This window comes from Streptomyces sp. NPDC050743, assembly GCF_044456925.1.
Taxonomy (GTDB): Bacteria; Actinomycetota; Actinomycetes; order Streptomycetales; family Streptomycetaceae; genus Streptomyces.
Window position 1 is genome coordinate 19420 of sequence record NZ_JBITGJ010000031.1, and the last position, 17729, is coordinate 37148.

The following is a 17729-nucleotide window of genomic DNA, read 5'->3' on the forward strand; positions in this document are numbered from 1 at the left end:
GCCGCCCCTTGGCCGCGTGTCGCCCCCTTGCCCCGGGGAACTCGTTGCCGGCCACGGCAGCACACGCACCGGAGGTCAGGGCATGACGGACGCAGGGCAGTACGACGGCCGGGGCAACGCTCCTCTCGCCGGGTACGCCGTTCTCGCCGCCGTCTTCACGGCGGGCGCCGGGGGATACGCGGTGCTGGCCCGGCGCCGGGGTGTCCGCCTGCCGCAGGAGCTTCCGCCGTGGGACGTCGTGCTGCTGGGCACGGCGGCCTACAAGGCGTCCAGGCTGCTGACCAGGGACAAGATCACGAGCTTTCTGCGGGCGCCGTTCACCCGCCGTGCGGGCGAGGGCGAGGCCGGCGAGGTCGTCGACGAACCGCGCGGCGACGGGGTGCGGCGGGCCGTCGGTGACCTGCTGTCCTGCCCGTTCTGCACGTCCGCCTGGGCCGCCGGCGCCCTGGTGTGCTCCTACGCGGCCGCGCCCCGGCTCACCCGCCTGGTCTGCGGTGGCCTCGGCGCGCTGACGGTCGCGGACTGGCTGCAGTACGCCTGGACGTGGACCCAGCAGAACGCCGAGAGCTGAGCCGGCGGCACCGGCGAACGGCCCCGCTCTTCGCCGTCCGCGGCGGCGCTCACCTCCACAGGGGCGCCGCCGGGCCGGGTACCGGTGGCGGCGACCGGGGTACTCGGCCGGGGCCGTGGGAGACGCGGCCGACTCCGGTGACGGCGCCGTCGGCCGGGAGCAGGTTGCTGCCCGGCCCGCGGCGAGGGGGCGTCACCGTCAGGACTTCGTGAGGAAGGAACCGGCCTCATGCACCACGACGAGATGATCGGAAAGGTGCAGGCGCTGGCCCAACTGCCGGACCGGGGTTCGGCCGAACGGGCCGCACACGCCGTCGTGAGCACGCTGTCGGAGCGGCTGCCGTCCGGACTGGCCCGGCATGTGGCCGCACAGCTGCCGCCGGACATGGCGGCGGCGATGCGGGAGGCGGCCGACGCGTCGGCCGGGGCCGACTCCGGCGTATCGGGCGAGCGGTTCGGGCTGACCGTCTTCGCCGGACGCATCGCCGACCGGGCGGGCACCGACGAGGACACGGCCCTGCGGGACGCCGCCGCGGTGATGGAGGTGCTCGACGCCGCGCTGGCCCCGGAGCTGACCGAACGGATGGCCGGCGCCCTCCCCGCCGACATCCGCGACCTGCTGCCGGTGGGCCGGGCGGCCGAACGCGGCCGCGTCGGCCGGGAGGGATGAAAGCGCGCCGGCCGGTCCGGCATGCGCCCAACCGGAAGGGCAGGGGCAGGTCGGGCGCACGCATGTTCACGCCCTTCGGCAGGGCCCGAGCGGCGTGACGGTGTCTCGCGCTGCTGCTTCAATTGGTGTGCAAGCGCCCATCGAGGGCAGCCGTGGCAGTGACGCTCCCGACCCCGTAAAGGTGCTCCATGGCCTTCTTCGCTCTCTCCCGGCAGCAGCCGCTTGTGCTGCTCTCCTCGACCGAGCTCGCCGCGGAGTACGACCGGCTGGTGACCGAGAACGAGCAGTTGCAGCGCGCTGTGTCCTCGCACGCGGTGATCGACCAGGCCATCGGAGCCGTGGTCGTCGTCGGGCGGATCGCCCCGGAAGAGGCCTGGCGGGCGCTCAGGGACGTCTCCCAGCGCACCAACACCAAACTGCGGACGGTCGCCGAGCACATCCTGGACTACGTGCAGGGCGGCACACTCCCCGAACCGGAGCGGGTCGAGCTCGGCAAGGCGATCCTCCGCTACCGGCGCTGCGCCGGCCTGGACGACGGCACGGCGACGGGCCGATAAGAGCCTGCCGGCGACGGATCAGCGGCGGCCCGCCCTCAGACGACGGCGCCGACGGTGCCTGGTGCGGCGGGCCGTCGGCGGACGCAGGATCCAGCGGTCCTCGACCTGGTCGAGGCCGAACAGCAGGACCGTGAGGACGGGAAGCAACAGCACGGCGACAGTGATCACTGGCTGATCCCTTCTGCCGACGACGCTCTCCGGGTGCCCCGCCCCTGTCGGGCCACCCACGGCGGTTGTGAATGTCCTGTGCGCACCTGCTCCCGACGCCGGTCGCCGACGGAGATCTGTGGTGTGAGCGCGCAGGTGGGGCCGCCGTGTCGAGCGGGTGTTCGTAGGGGGGACATGTGGAGGCGGGGATGCGCCGGGCGGGACGGCCTTCGGTCACATGCGGCGGCCGGCCCGCGTCGATGCCGCGGAAGGCGGAGTCGGCCCGGAGGTCACCCAGGTGGATGTGTACGAGGCGGTGGCGAGCCTGCGGGCGGGCGGGCCTTCACGGACGAGCCGGTCCCGCGTGCGGCGCTGGAACGGGTCCTGGCCGCCGCCGCGCGCTCGCCCTCGGGCGGCCATCTCCAGTCGTGGCACGTCCATGTGCTCACCGGTGCCCCGCTGGCCGAACTGAAGAAGCGCACCGTCGAACGAGCGGCCGCCGGTGATCCCGGGGACGAGCGGCAGTACCGGATGTATCCACCGGAGCCGAGGTCTCCCTGCCGGGAGCGGCGGTCCGCGGCGGCCGCCCAGCGCTTCGGCGCACTCGGGATCCGGCGCGGGGACGCGGAGGCCCGCCGGACGGCCGTCGCGGCGAACTGGTCCTGTTTCGGGGCCCCGTGTCTCCTGCTGTGCTACATCGGCCGGGACATGGGCGCGGCGCAGTGGGCCGACCTCGGGATGTACCTGCAGACGGTGATGCCGCTGCTGCGCGCCGAGGGGCTGCACAGCTGCGCGCAGATGGCGTGGTCGGTGTACCACCGGACGGTCGCGGAGGTGGTGTCACCTCCGAAGGAGCCGATCCTGTTCGCGGGTGTGTCGATCGGCTTCGAGGATGCCTCGGCGCCGTTCCCCCGCATCGACCGGGCGCCGCTCACGGAGACCGCCACGTTTCTCGGCGACGCGTAGGGCGACGGCGATCCGGCCGTGAAACGTCCCCGTCCGGGGGAATCCGCGCGCGGGCGCGTTGGGCGCGCCCCTCTCGCGCCGTCCGCTTACGGTTCTCTACAAGTGACCGACCGTCATCAAGGGTGACGGAGAGGAGCCGGAGCGGTGGTGGGCGATGCGCGTCGGCGGGCGGCCGGGCCGGATGGCCGACGCCGCAGGGGGCGGGTGCTGGGCAGCCGGCCGGCGTACACCGTGCGGCTCCCGGCCGTCCCGCGCACCGAGCCGGTGCCGGCGGCCGAGCGGACGGTGCCGTGGCTGCGGGTCGGGGCGGCCTACGCCTGGCGGCTCATCCTCGTCGGCGTCGTCGTCTACGGCGTCTTCAGCATCCTCGGCAGCTTCCAGCTCATCGCCGTGGCCCTGTTCCTCGCGCTGGTCGTCACCTCCGTGCTGCGGCCGCTGACGGACCAGCTCAACCGGTTCCTGCCGCGGCCGCTGTCCGTCGCCGTGGCGCTGCTGGGCAGCATCCTGCTCCTGCTGGCCCTGCTCGCCCTGGTGGGCAACGCCGTGGCGGGCGAGTCGGCCAGGCTGACGGGTGAGTTCCGGGGCGGGGTGCACCGCATCGAGCAGTGGCTCCAGCGGCCGCCGTTCCGGCTGAGTCCCGGCCGGCTGTCCGAGCTGGAGAACCAGGTGACGCACTATCTGGCCGCACACCGGTCCAGCCTGCTCAGCCGTGCCGTCAGCGGGCTGAGCCGGGTGGTCGAGCTGGTCACGGGGGGCGCGCTGGCGCTGTTCGCCTCGGTGTTCTTCATCCACTCCGGCGAACGCCTGTGGCGCTGGGTGCGCGACCAGTTGCTGCCGATCGGCGCCCGTCCGGCGTGGGACCGGGCGGGGTGGGCCGCCTGGCGGGCCTTCGCCGGGTACACGCGCGGCATCATCATCGTGGCCGCGACCAATGCCGTGCTCGTCGGTGTCGCGCTGCTCGTGCTGCGGGTGCCGCTCGCGCTGCCGCTGACGCTGCTGGAGTTCTTCGCCGCGTTCGTGCCACTGGTGGGCTCGCCGGTCGCGCTCGCCGTCGCCACCATCGTCGCGCTGGCCGGGCGGGGGCCGCTGACGGCTCTGGCCGTGCTGGCGCTGATCGTCGTGATCGGCCAGCTGGAGGGGCATGTGCTGCATCCGCTGGTGATGAGCTGGGCGGTACGGCTGCATCCGCTGGTCGTCGCGGTGTCGGTGATCGCCGGCAGCATCATCGCCGGGGTGATCGGTGCCGTGGTGGCCGTGCCGCTGGTGTCGGTGGTCTGGGCCGTGCTGCGCGCCCTGCGAGCGGCGCCGCCGTGACCTCGGGCCACCGTCAACTGCCGTGAGCCACAAGGGGCACAGGGCCGCTCTGATGCGTACCGCCGCCGTCGTCGTACCGCTCAGCGCAGGGTGGCCGTCACGAGTCCGCGGATCTCCTCCTCCGACACGCTCCCGCCGTTCACCAGCCGGCGAAGACCAGGCCGTCCACGCAGGTCAGCAGCGTCACCGTCCGCTGCTCCGGGTCGGTGTGCCCTGCGCGGCGAGGAAGTCGCACAACGCCGAGCGCCGCCCGCGCTCGCAGGCGGTCGCCCGTGCGGCCCGGCAGGCGGGCCGGATGGGCCGGCGGCTGTCCCATCCGCCGGCCGTGGCCCTGCGCAACACCGCACTGCGGGTCACCCCGTCCCGGGTGGCGACGCGGGCGATCCTCCGGCACGCCGACCGGACGCCGCCGAGCCTTGGGTGATGTGCCCGCGGGGGCCGCCCGGGACATTTCCTCCGGTCATCGGACGCGCGGTGGGCGCGGGCAGAGCCGCTGTTCCCCGGCCGGACACCGAAGCGGGGCGGACGGCGGCGTGGCGGCCCGCACCCCGCTCGTCGCGGTCCGCCGAACCGGTCCCAGGCCGATGTGTCGGCGGGCGGGTGAGGACACGCAGTTCTACGGCTGGTGTTCACCGCGCTCACCCCGGTGGTGAGGGCCGCAGCAGAAGGCGGGCCCGTGCCGGTGGTCGCCCGTCGGCGCCGTGCTCGCCGCGCCCACCGGCACCGCGCACCGCGCTCGCTGCGCGCTGTCGACCATGCGATCGCTGTCGGAAGCAGCGTTGGCCAGGCTCGCGCAGCACACCGTCAGCAACAGGGCGCCGGCCAGGAAGGGCAGGCTGCGCCGGGCCGGGGGCGGCGCCAGCAGAGCCCGTACTCGCTGGGGCACTTCCCCGCCGGTCACGGCCAGCGAGGCGGGGCGGGAGGCGCCCGCCGACGCGAGTGCGGCGCGTCCGACCGCGCGGGCGACGACCACGCGGTCGCCCACCTGTGCGGCGGCCTCCTCGTCGGCCCAGCGCTCCAGGACGAAGGCGCCGGTGTCGGCCAGGGGGCGCAGCAGCGGGTTCAGGGCAGCCGTGAGCCGCCACAGGCTCAGAAAGAAGTGGTGCCGTCCACGCAGATGGGCCCGTTCGTGCGCCAGCAGGGCCTCGCGCTCGTCGTCGGCGAGACAGCGCAGCATTCCCCGGGACACCACGATCCGACCGGGGGCGCCGGGAAGGGCGAACGCCAGGGGTGTGGCGTCGTCGAGCACGGCCAGTTCCGTGTCACCGCGCAGCCCGGCACACTCCCGCCGCGCCCGCGCGACCTGGCGGACCTGGCGGAACGAGGCCACGGCCAGCGAGACGGCGCTCGCGGCCAGGACGACCGCGCTGACCGCCGCGACAACGGCGTACACGGGGTCCTCGGCGCGCAGCGCGGCCACCGACCAGTGGCCCTCGGCCGCGACTTGGGGAATCTGCGCGATCCCGGTGAACGCCAGCAGGGCGAGCGAACCGGTCCAGCCCACCGCGGTGACGAGTGCGGCGCAGGCCAGGGACCAGGCGGCGGGGCGCGGGGTGAGCCGCCGGGCCAGCCGCGGCGCGAGCAGCGTGAGGACGGCCGTGACGGCGAACGGAACGTAGACGCTGATCAGCACCGGCTCACTGCCTTCCGTCGGAGCGCTCGTGCCGTGGGTCGTGCCCGGACAGCAGTTGGTGCAGCAGTTGCTCGTCCCGCGCGGAGAGTTCGGACACGAAGCGGGTCAGCACCGCCTCGCGATCGGAACCCTCCTCCAGCAGCGACCGCATTTGCCGGGCCGTGTGCGACGCCTCGTCCCGGACCGGTGTGTAGGCGTATCCGCGCCCCTCCCGGTTCCGTACGAGCATGCCCTTGTCGTAGAGGCGGGACAGGATGGTCAGCACGGTGGTGTACGCCAGGTCGCCGGGCAGGCGCTCAAGGACCTGACGGGCGGTCAGCGGGCCGTCGGCGGCCCACAGTGCGGCCAGCACGTCGCTCTCCAGTTCGCCCCGCGCCCGCCTGCCGGATCCGCCGGCCGCTTCCTCGCCCTTCGGGTCGCTCACCGTCCGCCCTTCCTCCGCTTTCGTCCGGACAGGCTACCCGGTCATCTCCTACTAGCTGTAGGAGGTATGCTCCGGGCTTCGAAGCGCGATCTACTACATCTTGTAGAGCCGCCAGCTCTCCCGAGGCCCGGAGGACCAGCCCATGCCCTACGCCGGACGCACGCTTCCCGGGCCCGCGCCCGCGGGTCCCGTACCGCGCCCGCGCAGCGAGCCGACGCCCTCCGGCCGCATCGCGATCATCTCCGCGAGCGTCGGGGCGGGTCACGACGGCGCCGCCGCCGAACTCGCCCGGCGCCTCGTCGCGGACGGCTTCACGGTCGACCGGCACGATCTGCTGGACCTGCTGCCCGCACGACTCGGCCGAGCCGTCCAGGAGGGCTATCACCGGATGCTCGTCCGGGCACCGTGGGCCTACCAGCGGATCTACTCCAGCACCGAGCGGGCCGGGGGCGGCGGCCCGGCGGCGCGGGCGCTGCTGCGCGCGGCGGAGAGGCGGGTGCTGCGTGCCCTGGCCCCGTCGACCGGCGCGGTCGTCTCCACCTACCCGGGTGCGAGCCGGGTGCTGGGCGACCTGCGCAGGGACGGGCGGCTGACCGTCCCGGTCGTGACCTATCTGACCGACTTCTCGGTGCATCCGCTGTGGGTGGCGGACGGCGTGGACGTCCACCTCGCCGCCCACGCCGTGCCCGCCGCCCAGGCACGGGCCGCCGGCGCCGGGGACGTGCGGGTGTGCGGGCCGGTCACCGACCCGCGGTTCCGGCCCTGCGACCGACGGGAACGCGACCGCGCACGGGCCAGGTTCGGGCTCCCGCCGCGCACTCCGCTCGCCCTGCTGGTCGCCGGGTCCTGGGGCGTCGGGCCGCTGCGGCGGGTGGCACTGGAGGTGCGCGACTGCGGCGCCGCCGTACCGGTCGTCGTCTGCGGCCGGAACCAGGCCCTGGCCGAGCGGTTGCGCGCCGATGGCATCGAGCATGCCTACGGCTGGGTCGACGACATGCCCGGGCTGATGCACGCCGCCGACGTCCTCATCCAGAACGCCGGCGGACTGACCTCCCTGGAGGCGTTCGCCGCGGGCCTGCCCGTCGCCAGTTACCGCTGCATACCCGGCCATGGCCTGACCAACGCCGCCGCCCTGGAGGAGGCCGGAGCGGCGGCGTGGATCCGTGACGCGGTCGACCTCAAGGCCGTGCTGCACGACCTGATCGACGGCCCGCTCGGTCCGCGTCAGCGCGAGACGGGCCTCGCCCTGTTCGCCGCGACGCCGGAGAGAGGCCCGGCGGCGGAGATAGCCCGCCTGCACAACTCGGGGCTCCCACGGCACGACCCGCGCCGCCGCGCGAGCCGGGGCGGCACGCCACGGCGGCTCGCCACCACGGCCGCCGTCGCGTGCGCCGTGTGGGCGTGCGCCGTCGGCGCCGGAATCGTGACGGCGTACGACGGCCCGGCACTGGCGCACGCCATCGACCACGGCCTCGATCTGGACGACCGCACCCCGCATCACGCCTCACAGCCGGAAGGCCGCCACTCGTGACCGCCGCCCACGCCTTCCGCACCGCCGCCCTGGCAGCCCTGCCCGCGCTCGCCGCCGCCCATGCGGCACCCGTCGTCTCCACCTTCGGCCCCCTGCGCAACCGGCTCATGCCCCGTCTCGCGGGCCGCGGCCGTCCAGGCCACGTCGCCCTGACCTTCGACGACGGACCGGACCCTCGCTCCACCCCGCTCTTCCTGCGACTGCTCGCCGAGCGCGGGGTGCACGCCACCTTCTTCCTGCTCGGCGCACAGGCGCACCGTTCACCCGGTCTGGTCCGCGAGATCGCCGGGGCGGGCCACGAGATCGGCATCCACGGCTGGCTGCACCGCCCGCTGCTCCTGCGCGGCCCGCGCGCGACCCACGACGACTTCGCCCGCGCCCGCGACACCGTCGCCTCGATCACCGGGCGGGCGCCCACCCTCTTCCGGCCGCCCTACGGCGTCATGTCGACCGCCGCCCATCTGGCGGCCCGCCGCCTCGGCCTCACGCCGGTGCTGTGGACCTGCTGGGGGGAGGACTGGACGGCCCGGGCCACCCCGGCCTCCGTCCACCGCACCGTCACCCGCGATCTCGACGGCGGCGGCACCATCCTGCTCCACGACTCCGACTGCACCTCCGCCCCGGGCGCCTGGCGCTCGGCGCTCGGCGCGCTGCCCCGCATCCTCGACACCTGCGCGGAACGGGACTTCGCGGTCGGCCGGCTGGGCGACCACGGATGGCCTGCGGGTGCGTGAGCCGTCCATCGGCAGGCAGGACCGCACTCGGCCGCCGCACGGGCGATCGCGGGCTGCTGCTGCCGGCCGGCACGGTGATCGTGCGGGGCGAGGTCTCGGCGCACGCGGCCGCCGCGCCACCTGAACAGGGCCGAAGGCCGGTGAAGGCGCGTAGGGGTTGGGCCGCTGGTCACCCGAAAGGTATGCGATGCGGGCGGACGATGCGCGGGCGTGCCCAGGGTGGCACCCGGCGCGTGCGAGTGACGTGGCAGGCGCTGGGGCACGAGGCGACGGCCGCGGCGCACGGTCTGGCACGAGCGTGGGCCGGACCGTGCCGGGAGCGCGATCTGGCCGCGCAGGCGGTGAAGGCGGCCCTGGCCGCATGGCTGGCCTGGGCGGTGGCGGGCTGGTGGCTGCACGCTCCGATGGCGTTCGTCGCGCCCTGGGTGGCAGTGGTCCTGGTGGAGTCGACCGTGTACCGGTCGATCGCGCACGGATTGCAGCAGCTCGCGGCGATCGCGGCCGGCACGGTCGTGGCCACCGCGGTGGCGCTGCCGGTGCACGACACGGTGGCCGCGATGGCCGTCGTCCTGCCCCTCGCGATGCTGCTCGGCCAGTGGCGGCGCCTGGGCAGCCAGGGCATCTACGCGGCCACCGGCGCCCTCTTCGTCCTGACCGGCGCAACCGTCACCGTCGCCGCCTCCGCGGCCCGGCTCGCGGAGGCCCTGTTCGGGGCCGTGGTCGGCATCTCCGTCAACGCGCTGGTGCGGCCGCCGCTGTACTTGCGGGACAGCAGGGCCGTGCTGAAGGACGCGACCGAGGAGGCCCACGACATCCTGCTGGCCGTCGCCGAGGGGCTGGCCGAGGGACGCTGGGACGCCGAGGAGGCCGGTGCCCGGCACGAGCGGGCCCTGCGGCTGCACCGGCTCGTGGAGCAGGCACGCTCCTCGGTCGAGTGGGGCCGGGAGAGCCTGCGCGGCAACCTGCGCCGCCGCACCGGCGCCGGGCCACCGCCCGGCAAGGGGTACGACGACGCGATCCTGGTGCTGGACTACGCGGCCGTGCACACGGCGGGCGTGACCCGCACCGTGCTGGAGGCCGCCGCCGAGGAGCTCGCGGCACCCCGGCCGCACCCCGAACTCGCGCACCGCTACGCCGAGTTCCTGCGCCGCACGGCACACGCGCTACGGCTCTACAGCCACAGCCGGTTCGGTGACGACCGCGACGGGCACGAGGACGAGCTGCGCGCGGCCGTGGCCCGGTTGCGCGCGACGCTGAACGAGCTGCGCCGGGACCTGGTCCGTTCCACGAGGGACGACCCGGACGAGGTCGCAACGTACGGCGCCCTGCTCGCCCAGGCCCACCGGCTGGCCGATCAACTGGCCGTCTCGGGCACCTGACCGGGCCCGGTCACCAAGCGGCGACGCCGTCGGCGGGGCGCCGGGCCGAGGGGGCGGGCGGGGCGGTCACAGCGTCTTGACCTGGCCCCCGTCGATGGTGAACTCGGCTCCCGTGATGTTGCCCGCCAGTGGCGAGGCGAGGAAGAGTGCCAGGTCGGCGACTTCGTGCGGTTCGGTGACCCGCCCGGTGGAGATGCCCATGCTCTGCGGCACGACGACATCGATGGCTTCCTGCGCGGTGGTGCCGGCCTGGGCCGCCGTGGCGTCGGCGAAGCCACCCGGCGCGGTCCAGAACGGAGTGCGAACCGGCCCCGGAGCGATCGCATTGACCCGGACGCCCTGGGGCGCGAACTCCTCGGACAGCGACTTGGTCAGGCTGGCCAGGGCGGCCTTCGCCGCGGAGTAGTCCACCACCGCGGGGAAGGGCAGGCGCGCGTTGATGGAACTGATGTTGACGATGGCACCGCCGTCCGCGGCCAGCAGGTGGGGAAGCGCCGCGCGGCTGGTCCGGACCGCGCTGAACAGGGTCAGGTCGAAGATGCGCTGCCATTCGGCGTCGTCGATGTCCAGGAAGCTCTGCCGGGGCGTCGCGGCACCCAGGTTGTTGACCAGGATGCCGACCCTGCCGTACTGCTCCACCGCGAGCCGGACGAGTGTGCGGGGTCCGTCCGCGGTGGCCAGGTCGACCGGTACTGCGGTGACGCCGTACTTTTCGTGCAGCTCTTCGAGCTCCGGGGTGACGCTTCGGCTGCCGGCGACGACGCGCACGCCCTCTCGGGCGAAGGCGTCGGCGAGGGCGAGGCCGATGCCCTTGCTCGCTCCCGTGACGACAGCGACATTGTCCGTGAGCTGGAGGTCCATGGCGGTCCTTGTCCGGGTCGGCCCCCTGTTCTCACGGTAGGCGGTTCCGGCATCACCGGCTCAACGAGCAGGGCTGCCTAGGCGGGACCCGGCTCGCGCACCCCGAACAGGGCCGGGCCCACGGTGAGGGTGCCGTCGGTCAGGGGGCGGCAGCGCACTCCCCCGCCGCCGCGCAGCGCACGCTGCGCGCCAGGGCCGAGGGTGGTGTCCATCCAGGCACAGGGCCGGGCCGCACTGCGCACCTCGAGTTCCACGGGGCCGGTGCCGGAGTCGAGGAAGACGGTCGCGCCGACGCAGGCGTCGATGTCGATTCCGCGCAGCAGGACGTTGCGCCGGGTGCGCAGCAGGTCCGCCGGGTGCGGACCCGGCTGCAGAAGCCGTTCGACGGCCATGAGGGTGATCGAGGCGTTGCGGTGGGCGGCCTGGTTGAAGTACCGGTCGCCGACGAGCCCCAGCCCGGCGCGCACCTCTGCGGTCGTCACCAGTTCCCCGGAGGGCAGTTCGGGCATTCCGTCGCCCGGCCGGCCCGCGAGCCGGTGCACCGGGGAGACCAGCAGCTGAAGGATTTCGACCTGGAACACACAGCGAGCCTACGACGGCGACGACGCGTGCCCGCGCTCGGCCGGTGCCCCGGCCGGTGCCCGTCCGAAAAGAAGTTGTCCGGCGGCCGCGCTGCCGCCACGATCAGCGCATGATTTCGCCGACCCCCTTCCTGCCGTCCACCGCCGCCGACCGATCGGTGAGCGACCGACAGCAGCGCGGCCCACGGCGGAGGCCTACGCCCGCGCACGCATGACCGCGGCGCTGGTCGCGGGGCTTCTCGCGGGCTACGGCATCGCCGTGCCCGTGGGGGCCGTCGGGACCTATCTGGTGGCGTTGACCGCCCGGACCTCGATGCGGATCGGCGCGTGCGCCGCGCTGGGGGTCGCGACGGCGGACGGCCTCTACGCGCTGATCGCCGTGCTCGGCGGATCCGCGCTGACGCACGCCGTCGAGCCGATCGTGCATCCCCTGCGCTGGGCCGCCGGCGCGGTGCTCGTCGTGCTGGCGGTCCGCGGCGCGGCAACGGCGATCACCCACTACCGCACGCCGCGGACGGCCTCCCGTACCGACGAGACACCCCTCCGCCCCGCCCGGGCCTTCCTGGGGCTGTGGGGCGTCACAATGATGAATCCCCTCACCGTGGTGTACTTCGCGGCCCTGGTGCTGGGCAGCCAGACCTCGGCGGCACCGGACCACCTCGAACGGGCCGTGTTCGTCCTGGCCGCCTTCGCGGCATCGGCCAGCTGGCAGCTCCTCCTGGCCGGCGGCGGAGCCTTGCTCGGCCGGCTCCTGACCGGCAGCCGGGGGCGGCTGCTCACGGCCCTGACATCCAGCGCCGTCATGACGGCACTGGCCCTCCGCGTGCTCTTCGCACACGGCCACCAGGGATGACAGGTGAGTACGCGTGCCCGGCATGTCGGCGCCGTGTCAGCGGTGCGGCACCGTGGTTCTCTTGAAGGCTCCCCTCTCTGGAGGGAGGGGATGCGTCACCCTCCAGGGCTGTGCGGGGATTTACGGCTCAGGCCGCCGCCGGAGCCGGCGGCTCGGGTGGTCTTACGCCCTCGACACCGTCCGGGTTCCAACCTGCCCGGACCAGCATCACGCGGGCGGAGTTCTTGTCCCTGGGGGACACGGCTCCGCACACGGTGCAGGTATACGTTCTCATCGACAGAGGCAGTGCGTGCTTGGTTCTCGCTCCGCACGTGGCACAGTCCATCGTGGTGTGCGCCGGGTGCACGAGACGGACGTCCCGTGCGTGCTTGCGGCCCATCTCGACCAGGGCACGCTTCGTCGCGGCGATGGCGGCATCGGCCGCCTTGCGGGCCATGGTCGTCTTCGCCAGGAACCTCGGCCTGAAGTCCTCCACCGCGACCCCGTCGTGGCCGCGCATCACGGACTTGGCCCACTTGCGGGCGGTGTCCTCCCGCTGCCGCGCGATCTTCTTGTGCAGCTTCGCCGCCTGTGCCTGCGCCTTGCGGTAGCCCGCGGATGCGGGCTGTCCCTTCGGACGGCGCCGCCGGGCCATCATCCGCTGGTACCTCGCCAGCCGCTGCGCGGCCCGCCTGCCGTGCTCGGCATGGGGGAGATCGTAGGCGTCGTCGGTGGTGGTGGCGGTCTCCTTCACACCCCAGTCCACCCCGAGCACGCGCCCCGTGGGGGCGAGCGGTTCGCTCTGCGCGGCAACGACGAAGGACGCATACCAATGGCCGAGGCTGTCCTGGTACACGCGCACACTCGACGCGTCGGCGGGCAGATCCCGCGACCACACCACCGTCAGCACGATCTGGCCCGCAAGGTGCAGGCGGCCGTCCTTGAGGCGGAAACCGCGCTTGGTGTAGTTGAGGCTGGGCCGCGCCTCCCGCTTCTTCTTGAAGCGGGGCATCCCGGCCCGCCGGTGCATCGGCAACCGGTCCTTGATGTCCTTCAGCGCTTTCGCCCTCGACCTGGCGAAGTCGCGTATCACCTGCTGCTGAGGCACGCTCGCGCCCTCAGCCAGCCAGGGCGTCGCCCTGCGGGCCTCGGTCAGCATCTTGTCGAGCTGAGCCGGACCACACGTCAGCTTCTCGCCACCCGCTTTGCCCTGCACGTGGACCTGCTGGGACTTCGCGACGCACTCATTCCAGATCCACCGGCAGCGATCCCACTCGGCTTCGAGCCGGCGCCTGGCCGTGTTCGACAGGCGCACACGGAAGGTGTACCGGGCATGCCCGGCGTCCTTCGTGGTCGCCTCTGTCGTCATGCATCCGAACCTACCCGAGCGGACTGACAGTTGAGAGCTCTCGATCATTGCGGGCGACATCACCGCCGTGCGGGGCGGACGCCGGATCGCCCTGACCGCGATCCGGCCATCCCTGCCCTGCCCCGCAGGAGTCCGATTCCTCCCCGGCCTGACGGCCAGGGCATCCTCGGAGGAACCCGGTGAACGGCACGGGAGACCGCAGCCGGGAGCGAGGAGAGGTGCCCCGGAGTGGCTTGTCGGGGACCTGAGCGCGTCTCACGGTCGGGCCTGAACGGTCCGCGCAGGCTCGAATCCTGCCCTCTCCGCCCGATCCTGACCCCGCGCCGGGCGTGCCCGGCGCGGGGTCAGCCGGCCGCGAAGGACTTCAGCCCGTCCAAGGGGCCGTTGAAGCGGTCGTGGTCGCCGACGGTCTTGCCGGAGGACGTGTACTGCCACATGGTGTACGACGACCAGCCCGACGGCAGCGTCCCTGCGGTCGAGGCATAGCGGGCGATCCACAGCGGGTTGCCGCCGAAACCGGCGTAGTCGCCGGTGCACTGGGTCCACCAGCTGGTCGCCGTGTAGATGACGGCGTCCCGTCCGGTGCGGGACTTGTAGCGGTTCAGGAAGTCGCGGATCCAGCCGACCATGCCGCTCTTGGACTTGCCGTAGCAGGCGTCGCCGTACGGGTTCCACTCGATGTCGAGCGCGCCCGGCAATGTCCTGCCGTCGGCGGTCCAACCGCCGCCGTGCGCCAGGAAGTAGTCGGCCTGCGCGGCACCGCCGGCCGAGTCGGGGGTGGCGAAGTGGTACGCCCCGCGGACCATGCCCACGCTGTACGGGCCGGTGTACTGCTGGGCGAAGTAGGGGTTGGTGTAGGAGGACCCCTCGGTGGCCTTCGCGTACGCCCAGGTGGTGCCGTCGGCCCACAGGGTCGGCCAGTCGACGCCACGCTGGTGGCTGGAGACGTCGACTCCCTCGGTCTGGCTCCCCCGGGTGGTGGCCGAGCCGTAGGGGCCGCGTCCGTCATGGGCCAGGACGCCTATGCCCATGTACGCGCTGCCGCGCGGGGGTGTGTCCGGGGCCGAGTCGGACCGGGCCGCGGGGCTGGACAGGGCGAGGAGGAGGCCGGTCAGGGTGCCCGTGAGGGCAAGGCGTGAGCGGCCGCGCTGAAGGGATATGGAGCTTCGCACGGAAACCATCTGACCCGCGGTCGGGCCGTACCGCACTCCGGGTACCGCCAACGAAGCCATCTTCGGCCGCCCTTGGTCCGTATGGGTGGCCTCCGGGTGGCGTACGGGCCGGTCGTGGGCCCGGGGGTGCGTCCCACGACCGGCCCTCGCCGGATCAGCCGTCGATGCGGTGCTGGGTCCAGAAGGAGGTGAGGTCGGTGCTCGTGGCGGCCTGGGCGGCGGACTTGAACTCGGCCGTGGTGGACACGCCGTACCAGTGGGCGGTCGCGTAGTCCTTCAGCAGCTTGCTCATCGCGGTGTCACCGAGGGCGCGGCGCAGGTCGTGCAGGGCGCACTTGCCGTAGCCGTAGACGACGGTGGAATAGCGCGAGGAGTGCGCGTCCCAGTAGGCCATGGAGTTGCTGATCTTCTCGGCGCTGGAGGCCCAGGAGACGCTGCTCCAGCAGTTTGCGCCGGTCTTGCCGAGGGCGAGGTCGGTGGCGTAGTCCGTGAACGCCTCGTCCAGCCAGGGGCTGTTGTACTCGTCGTCGCCGACGATGCCGTACCACCACTGGTGGCCGATCTCGTGGGTGAGGGCGGTGGTGCTGACCACGTCCAGGACGAATCCCGGGTACTCCATGCCGCCGAACCAGTAGTTGTTGTCGATCACGGCGTCCAGCTCGCCGTAGGGATAGGCGCCGAAGCGGGCCGCGTGGGCGTCCACGGCGCTCTTGGCGGTGCTCAGCATGGACTGGGCGCTGGCGGAGCTGATGCCCGAGACCGAGTAGACGTTCACCGCGACGCCGGCCGCCGAGGTGCCGGATATCTTGGCGAAGGGCCCGGCGGCCCAGGCGAAGTCACGGACCTTCGACGCCGTCGCCGTCGTGACCGTACGGCCGCTGGAACCGGGCGTGTCGGTGGAGGTGCCCGTGGCCGGGACCAGCAGGCCGCTGGGGTGGTCCAGGGTCACCTTGAAGTCGGCGGCCAGGGAGTAGAACGACTCGCCGTTGTCCGTGTAGGGGTCGAGGTGCCAGCCTGCGCTGTCGCGGACGGCGAGGACGGGCAGGGCGTTGCCGATGAAGCTGTAGGCGCCGTCGTGGCCGAACCGGTCGGCGCCGCTGGGCACGGTGATGCCGAGGTCGAAGCCGATGGTGGTGCTCTGGCCCTGGGCGAGCGGGGCCGGCAGAGCGATCTTGAGGGCTGTACAGTCCACGGAGGGCGCGCCCGCGGTGCCGCCGGTCACGTTCGTGACCCGGATCGGCATGGCGTCGCAGGTGCCGTGGTAGTTGTCCCACAGCCTCAGGTAGACCTCGGTCAGTGCGGTGGCGGAGGCATTGCTGAAGGTCGCGCTCTCGTGCCCGGTCCACACCGTGCCGCTCGTGTCGCTGCTGAGGTTCGCGGTGTACGAGGGCGAGGCCGGGGTGCGCGTGGAGTCGCCCGGCGGGGGCGCGCTGCCGCCGGAGGTGTTGAGCGCGATGTCGTCGAGGACGAAGCTCGTCTGGAGGCTGGAGTCCTCGGTCCCGGTGAAGGAGAGGGTGACGCTCTGCCCGGCGTACGCCGACACGTCGATCGACTTCTGGACGTACCCGGTGTTGTCGTCGAGGTTCGAGTAGGTGGCCAGCGTGGTGCTGCCGATCTTGGCCGTGAGCTTGTCGTACGCGACGGAGGAGGTGGTCTCGTCGGTGTCGATGTGCAGCCAGAAGGTGAGGGTGGCCGTGTCGCAGCCGGCCGGGACGGTGACGCTCTGGCTGAGGGTGTCCGTATGGGTGCCGCCGACTCCGTCCAGCCAGGCGTAGGAGCTGCCGTTGTGGGCGGTCTGTCCGAAGCGGCTGGTGATGACGGTGGAGGAGGACGCCGACCAGGGCGAAGTCCCGTTCTCGAAGCCGCCGTTGCCGACGACTTGCGTCGGAGTGCAGGCGGCGGGTGCCGCGGCCGGCCGGGCCGCGGCGGGCGTGCCGGGGAGCACGAGGGCGGCCACCACGGCGACGGTGAGCGCACCGGCGCCGAGGACCTTGTGGGGGGTCGATCTCACACGCTACTCCTTTGCGGCGGCCGGGATTCCCGGCCTGCTCGATGGCCGCCGGCCGGCTGGGTACGCCGGGGCGGCCGCTGACGGGGCTTGCGCGATCGCTGCACCGGCAGGTGCGCCGCGCCCTTATGGGGTCGGGGCGCGGGATGCCGGACTTTCGAGAGAGTGCCAGATGTGACTGGACCATGCCAGAAGCGTGGCGGCGCTTCGCGCGAAGGCGCCGGTCAGTCGGTGCGCAACGTCACGAAGACCGCCGTCAACGCGGTGCCCCGCGGGTCCTGCCAGCCGCGCGCCACATGGCCGACCGCCCCCGCCGGGCACAGGGGCGGGTTCTCGGAGACGGGGTCCAGGACCCGGTGGACGTGGAGGACCGTGCCGTGCGGGGCGGGGATGCGGGTGCCCTCCTGGTCGTCGGCCGGCTCGGGGGTGAAGCCGTCCAGGGTGAAGGGGCCGCCGGTGCAGGAGCGGATCACCTCGGGGTCGGGGGCACCGTCGACGCTCTGCGCCTGCGCCTGCGCCTGGCCCTCGATCAGCGACAGCAACTCGGCGACCAGCACCGGGTCGTGGCAGCCGTCGTACACCCAGCGCTTGCCGAGTACGCCGTGCTCCAACGTGCCCACCAGTGCGTGCCGAGACCCCTCCAGCGGCGCGCCGCGATAGGTCAACGGGACCATGTAGGCGGTCGGTTCGGGGGTGGAGGTGTCGGTGGCCACCATGAACTCGATGCCGACCTCGCCCTCCGGGTCGTCCAGCCGGAAGCCACCGGACTTGGTCAGCACCGGGGCGCCCGGACCGCCGCGGTACCAGGGGCGCGAGGGCAGCCAGTCGGTGAGCAGCTCCAGCTTGGTGGGCTTGAGCGTGGTGTGGTGGATGATGGCCATTCCGGCAGGGCTCCTCCGTGGTGCGGATGCTGACCCGCACCAGCCTCGCACACGTTCCCGCAGGTCATCCGCCCGCCGCGATCGGCGATGGGCTCAACTG

18 protein-coding genes and 3 pseudogenes are annotated in these 17729 nt (G+C 73.3%); 11 read left to right on the top strand and 10 right to left on the bottom strand.

Annotated elements, in window-relative coordinates; all coding sequences use genetic code 11:
* The first annotated feature begins 82 nt into the window (after window positions 1-82).
* The 3 genes from ACIBJF_RS26805 (at window position 83) to ACIBJF_RS26815 (ending at window position 1797) form a co-directional block, all read left to right on the top strand.
* Window positions 83-571, top strand: coding sequence for a DUF1360 domain-containing protein (locus ACIBJF_RS26805; protein WP_399177393.1), 489 nt, complete (start codon window positions 83-85; stop codon window positions 569-571).
* A 228-nt stretch (window positions 572-799) separates the two neighbouring features.
* A complete protein-coding gene (locus ACIBJF_RS26810; RefSeq protein WP_399177395.1) occupies window positions 800-1240 on the top strand; it encodes a DUF2267 domain-containing protein in 441 nt (146 codons plus the stop codon).
* A 188-nt stretch (window positions 1241-1428) separates the two neighbouring features.
* Window positions 1429-1797: an ANTAR domain-containing protein gene (locus ACIBJF_RS26815; RefSeq protein ID WP_399177397.1), complete on the top strand. Its 369-nt coding sequence runs from the start codon at window positions 1429-1431 to the stop codon at window positions 1795-1797.
* Window positions 1798-1815: 18 nt separating this feature from the next.
* On the opposite strand, the gene ACIBJF_RS26820 is transcribed toward ACIBJF_RS26815, so the two are convergent.
* Window positions 1816-1965, bottom strand: a complete 150-nt coding sequence (locus tag ACIBJF_RS26820; RefSeq protein ID WP_399177399.1) for a hypothetical protein — start codon at window positions 1963-1965, stop codon at window positions 1816-1818.
* Window positions 1966-2242: 277 nt separating this feature from the next.
* On the opposite strand from ACIBJF_RS26820, the pseudogene ACIBJF_RS26825 reads away from it, so the two are divergent.
* Both ACIBJF_RS26825 and ACIBJF_RS26830 read left to right on the top strand, forming a co-directional pair.
* Window positions 2243-2910, top strand: a pseudogene (locus ACIBJF_RS26825) (nitroreductase).
* 144 nt (window positions 2911-3054) lie between these two features.
* Entirely contained in the window at window positions 3055-4224 is a 1170-nt protein-coding gene (locus tag ACIBJF_RS26830) for an AI-2E family transporter (RefSeq protein WP_399177401.1), read from the top strand.
* Window positions 4225-4363: 139 nt separating this feature from the next.
* Here the strand turns inward: ACIBJF_RS26830 and ACIBJF_RS26835 are convergent, their stop codons facing one another.
* The gene (locus ACIBJF_RS26835) at window positions 4364-4540 is read right to left on the bottom strand and encodes a hypothetical protein (RefSeq protein ID WP_399177523.1); all 177 of its coding nucleotides are present in this window, start codon (window positions 4538-4540) and stop codon (window positions 4364-4366) included.
* On the opposite strand from ACIBJF_RS26835, the pseudogene ACIBJF_RS26840 reads away from it, so the two are divergent.
* Window positions 4457-4648 (top strand): annotated as a pseudogene (locus ACIBJF_RS26840) (FAD-dependent oxidoreductase); the annotation flags it as partial. The gene ACIBJF_RS26835 and the pseudogene ACIBJF_RS26840 overlap by 84 nt on opposite strands.
* A gap of 192 nt (window positions 4649-4840) precedes the next feature.
* Here the strand turns inward: ACIBJF_RS26840 and ACIBJF_RS26845 are convergent.
* Together ACIBJF_RS26845 and ACIBJF_RS26850 are read right to left on the bottom strand one after the other, a co-directional pair.
* A complete protein-coding gene (locus ACIBJF_RS26845) occupies window positions 4841-5857 on the bottom strand; it encodes a M56 family metallopeptidase (RefSeq protein ID WP_399177403.1) in 1017 nt (338 codons plus the stop codon).
* A gap of 4 nt (window positions 5858-5861) precedes the next feature.
* Window positions 5862-6281, bottom strand: coding sequence for a BlaI/MecI/CopY family transcriptional regulator (locus tag ACIBJF_RS26850; RefSeq protein WP_399177405.1), 420 nt, complete (start codon window positions 6279-6281; stop codon window positions 5862-5864).
* 142 nt (window positions 6282-6423) lie between these two features.
* Between ACIBJF_RS26850 and ACIBJF_RS26855 the strand changes: the two genes are divergently transcribed.
* The 3 genes from ACIBJF_RS26855 (at window position 6424) to ACIBJF_RS26865 (ending at window position 9925) form a co-directional block, all read left to right on the top strand.
* Window positions 6424-7812 carry a UDP-N-acetylglucosamine--N-acetylglucosamine transferase gene (locus tag ACIBJF_RS26855; RefSeq protein ID WP_399177407.1) on the top strand — a complete coding sequence of 463 codons (1389 nt, stop codon included), beginning with the start codon at window positions 6424-6426 and terminating at the stop codon, window positions 7810-7812.
* Window positions 7809-8546, top strand: a complete 738-nt coding sequence (locus ACIBJF_RS26860) for a polysaccharide deacetylase family protein (protein WP_399177409.1) — start codon at window positions 7809-7811, stop codon at window positions 8544-8546. The genes ACIBJF_RS26855 and ACIBJF_RS26860 overlap by 4 nt, the downstream gene beginning before the upstream one ends.
* Before the next feature lie 233 nt (window positions 8547-8779).
* Window positions 8780-9925, top strand: a complete 1146-nt coding sequence (locus tag ACIBJF_RS26865) for an aromatic acid exporter family protein (protein ID WP_399177411.1) — start codon at window positions 8780-8782, stop codon at window positions 9923-9925.
* Window positions 9926-9991: 66 nt separating this feature from the next.
* Here the strand turns inward: ACIBJF_RS26865 and ACIBJF_RS26870 are convergent, their stop codons facing one another.
* Both ACIBJF_RS26870 and ACIBJF_RS26875 read right to left on the bottom strand, forming a co-directional pair.
* Window positions 9992-10786: an SDR family NAD(P)-dependent oxidoreductase gene (locus tag ACIBJF_RS26870; protein ID WP_399177413.1), complete on the bottom strand. Its 795-nt coding sequence runs from the start codon at window positions 10784-10786 to the stop codon at window positions 9992-9994.
* Window positions 10787-10863: 77 nt separating this feature from the next.
* On the bottom strand, window positions 10864-11367 hold the full coding sequence (locus ACIBJF_RS26875; protein ID WP_399177415.1) for a molybdenum cofactor biosysynthesis protein: 504 nt from the start codon (window positions 11365-11367) through the stop codon (window positions 10864-10866).
* Between the two features lie 211 nt (window positions 11368-11578).
* Here ACIBJF_RS26875 and ACIBJF_RS26880 point away from each other — a divergent pair, with 211 nt between their 5' ends.
* Window positions 11579-12220 (top strand): LysE family transporter, encoded by a 642-nt coding sequence (locus ACIBJF_RS26880; protein ID WP_399177418.1) that lies wholly within the window; start codon window positions 11579-11581, stop codon window positions 12218-12220.
* Window positions 12221-12347: 127 nt separating this feature from the next.
* On the opposite strand, the gene ACIBJF_RS26885 is transcribed toward ACIBJF_RS26880, so the two are convergent.
* Complete coding sequence (locus tag ACIBJF_RS26885) at window positions 12348-13568, bottom strand: RNA-guided endonuclease InsQ/TnpB family protein (RefSeq protein ID WP_399177421.1); 1221 nt, start codon at window positions 13566-13568, stop codon at window positions 12348-12350.
* 212 nt (window positions 13569-13780) lie between these two features.
* Between ACIBJF_RS26885 and ACIBJF_RS26890 the strand changes: the two are divergent.
* Window positions 13781-13873: pseudogene (locus ACIBJF_RS26890) on the top strand.
* Between the two features lie 39 nt (window positions 13874-13912).
* On the opposite strand, the gene ACIBJF_RS26895 reads toward ACIBJF_RS26890, so the two are convergent.
* The 3 genes from ACIBJF_RS26895 to ACIBJF_RS26905 all read right to left on the bottom strand — a co-directional run bounded on the left by ACIBJF_RS26895 (window position 13913) and on the right by ACIBJF_RS26905 (window position 17629).
* Window positions 13913-14749, bottom strand: a complete 837-nt coding sequence (locus tag ACIBJF_RS26895) for a lysozyme (RefSeq protein WP_399177423.1) — start codon at window positions 14747-14749, stop codon at window positions 13913-13915.
* 145 nt (window positions 14750-14894) lie between these two features.
* Entirely contained in the window at window positions 14895-16751 is a 1857-nt protein-coding gene (locus tag ACIBJF_RS26900; protein ID WP_399177425.1) for a M1 family aminopeptidase, read from the bottom strand.
* 221 nt (window positions 16752-16972) lie between these two features.
* The gene (locus tag ACIBJF_RS26905) at window positions 16973-17629 is read right to left on the bottom strand and encodes a 1,4-alpha-glucan branching protein (RefSeq protein ID WP_399177426.1); all 657 of its coding nucleotides are present in this window, start codon (window positions 17627-17629) and stop codon (window positions 16973-16975) included.
* Window positions 17630-17729 lie beyond the last annotated feature (100 nt).

Coding starts and splice junctions, on each gene's coding strand:
- ACIBJF_RS26805 (WP_399177393.1), top strand. CDS start 83: ATGACGGACGCAGGGCAGTACGACGGCCGGGGCAACGCTCCTCTCGCC.
- ACIBJF_RS26810 (WP_399177395.1), top strand. CDS start 800: ATGCACCACGACGAGATGATCGGAAAGGTGCAGGCGCTGGCCCAACTG.
- ACIBJF_RS26815 (WP_399177397.1), top strand. CDS start 1,429: ATGGCCTTCTTCGCTCTCTCCCGGCAGCAGCCGCTTGTGCTGCTCTCC.
- ACIBJF_RS26835 (WP_399177523.1), bottom strand. CDS start 4,540: ATGGGACAGCCGCCGGCCCATCCGGCCCGCCTGCCGGGCCGCACGGGC.
- ACIBJF_RS26855 (WP_399177407.1), top strand. CDS start 6,424: ATGCCCTACGCCGGACGCACGCTTCCCGGGCCCGCGCCCGCGGGTCCC.
- ACIBJF_RS26870 (WP_399177413.1), bottom strand. CDS start 10,786: ATGGACCTCCAGCTCACGGACAATGTCGCTGTCGTCACGGGAGCGAGC.
- ACIBJF_RS26880 (WP_399177418.1), top strand. CDS start 11,579: ATGACCGCGGCGCTGGTCGCGGGGCTTCTCGCGGGCTACGGCATCGCC.
- ACIBJF_RS26885 (WP_399177421.1), bottom strand. CDS start 13,568: ATGACGACAGAGGCGACCACGAAGGACGCCGGGCATGCCCGGTACACC.
- ACIBJF_RS26895 (WP_399177423.1), bottom strand. CDS start 14,749: ATGGTTTCCGTGCGAAGCTCCATATCCCTTCAGCGCGGCCGCTCACGC.
- ACIBJF_RS26905 (WP_399177426.1), bottom strand. CDS start 17,629: ATGGCCATCATCCACCACACCACGCTCAAGCCCACCAAGCTGGAGCTG.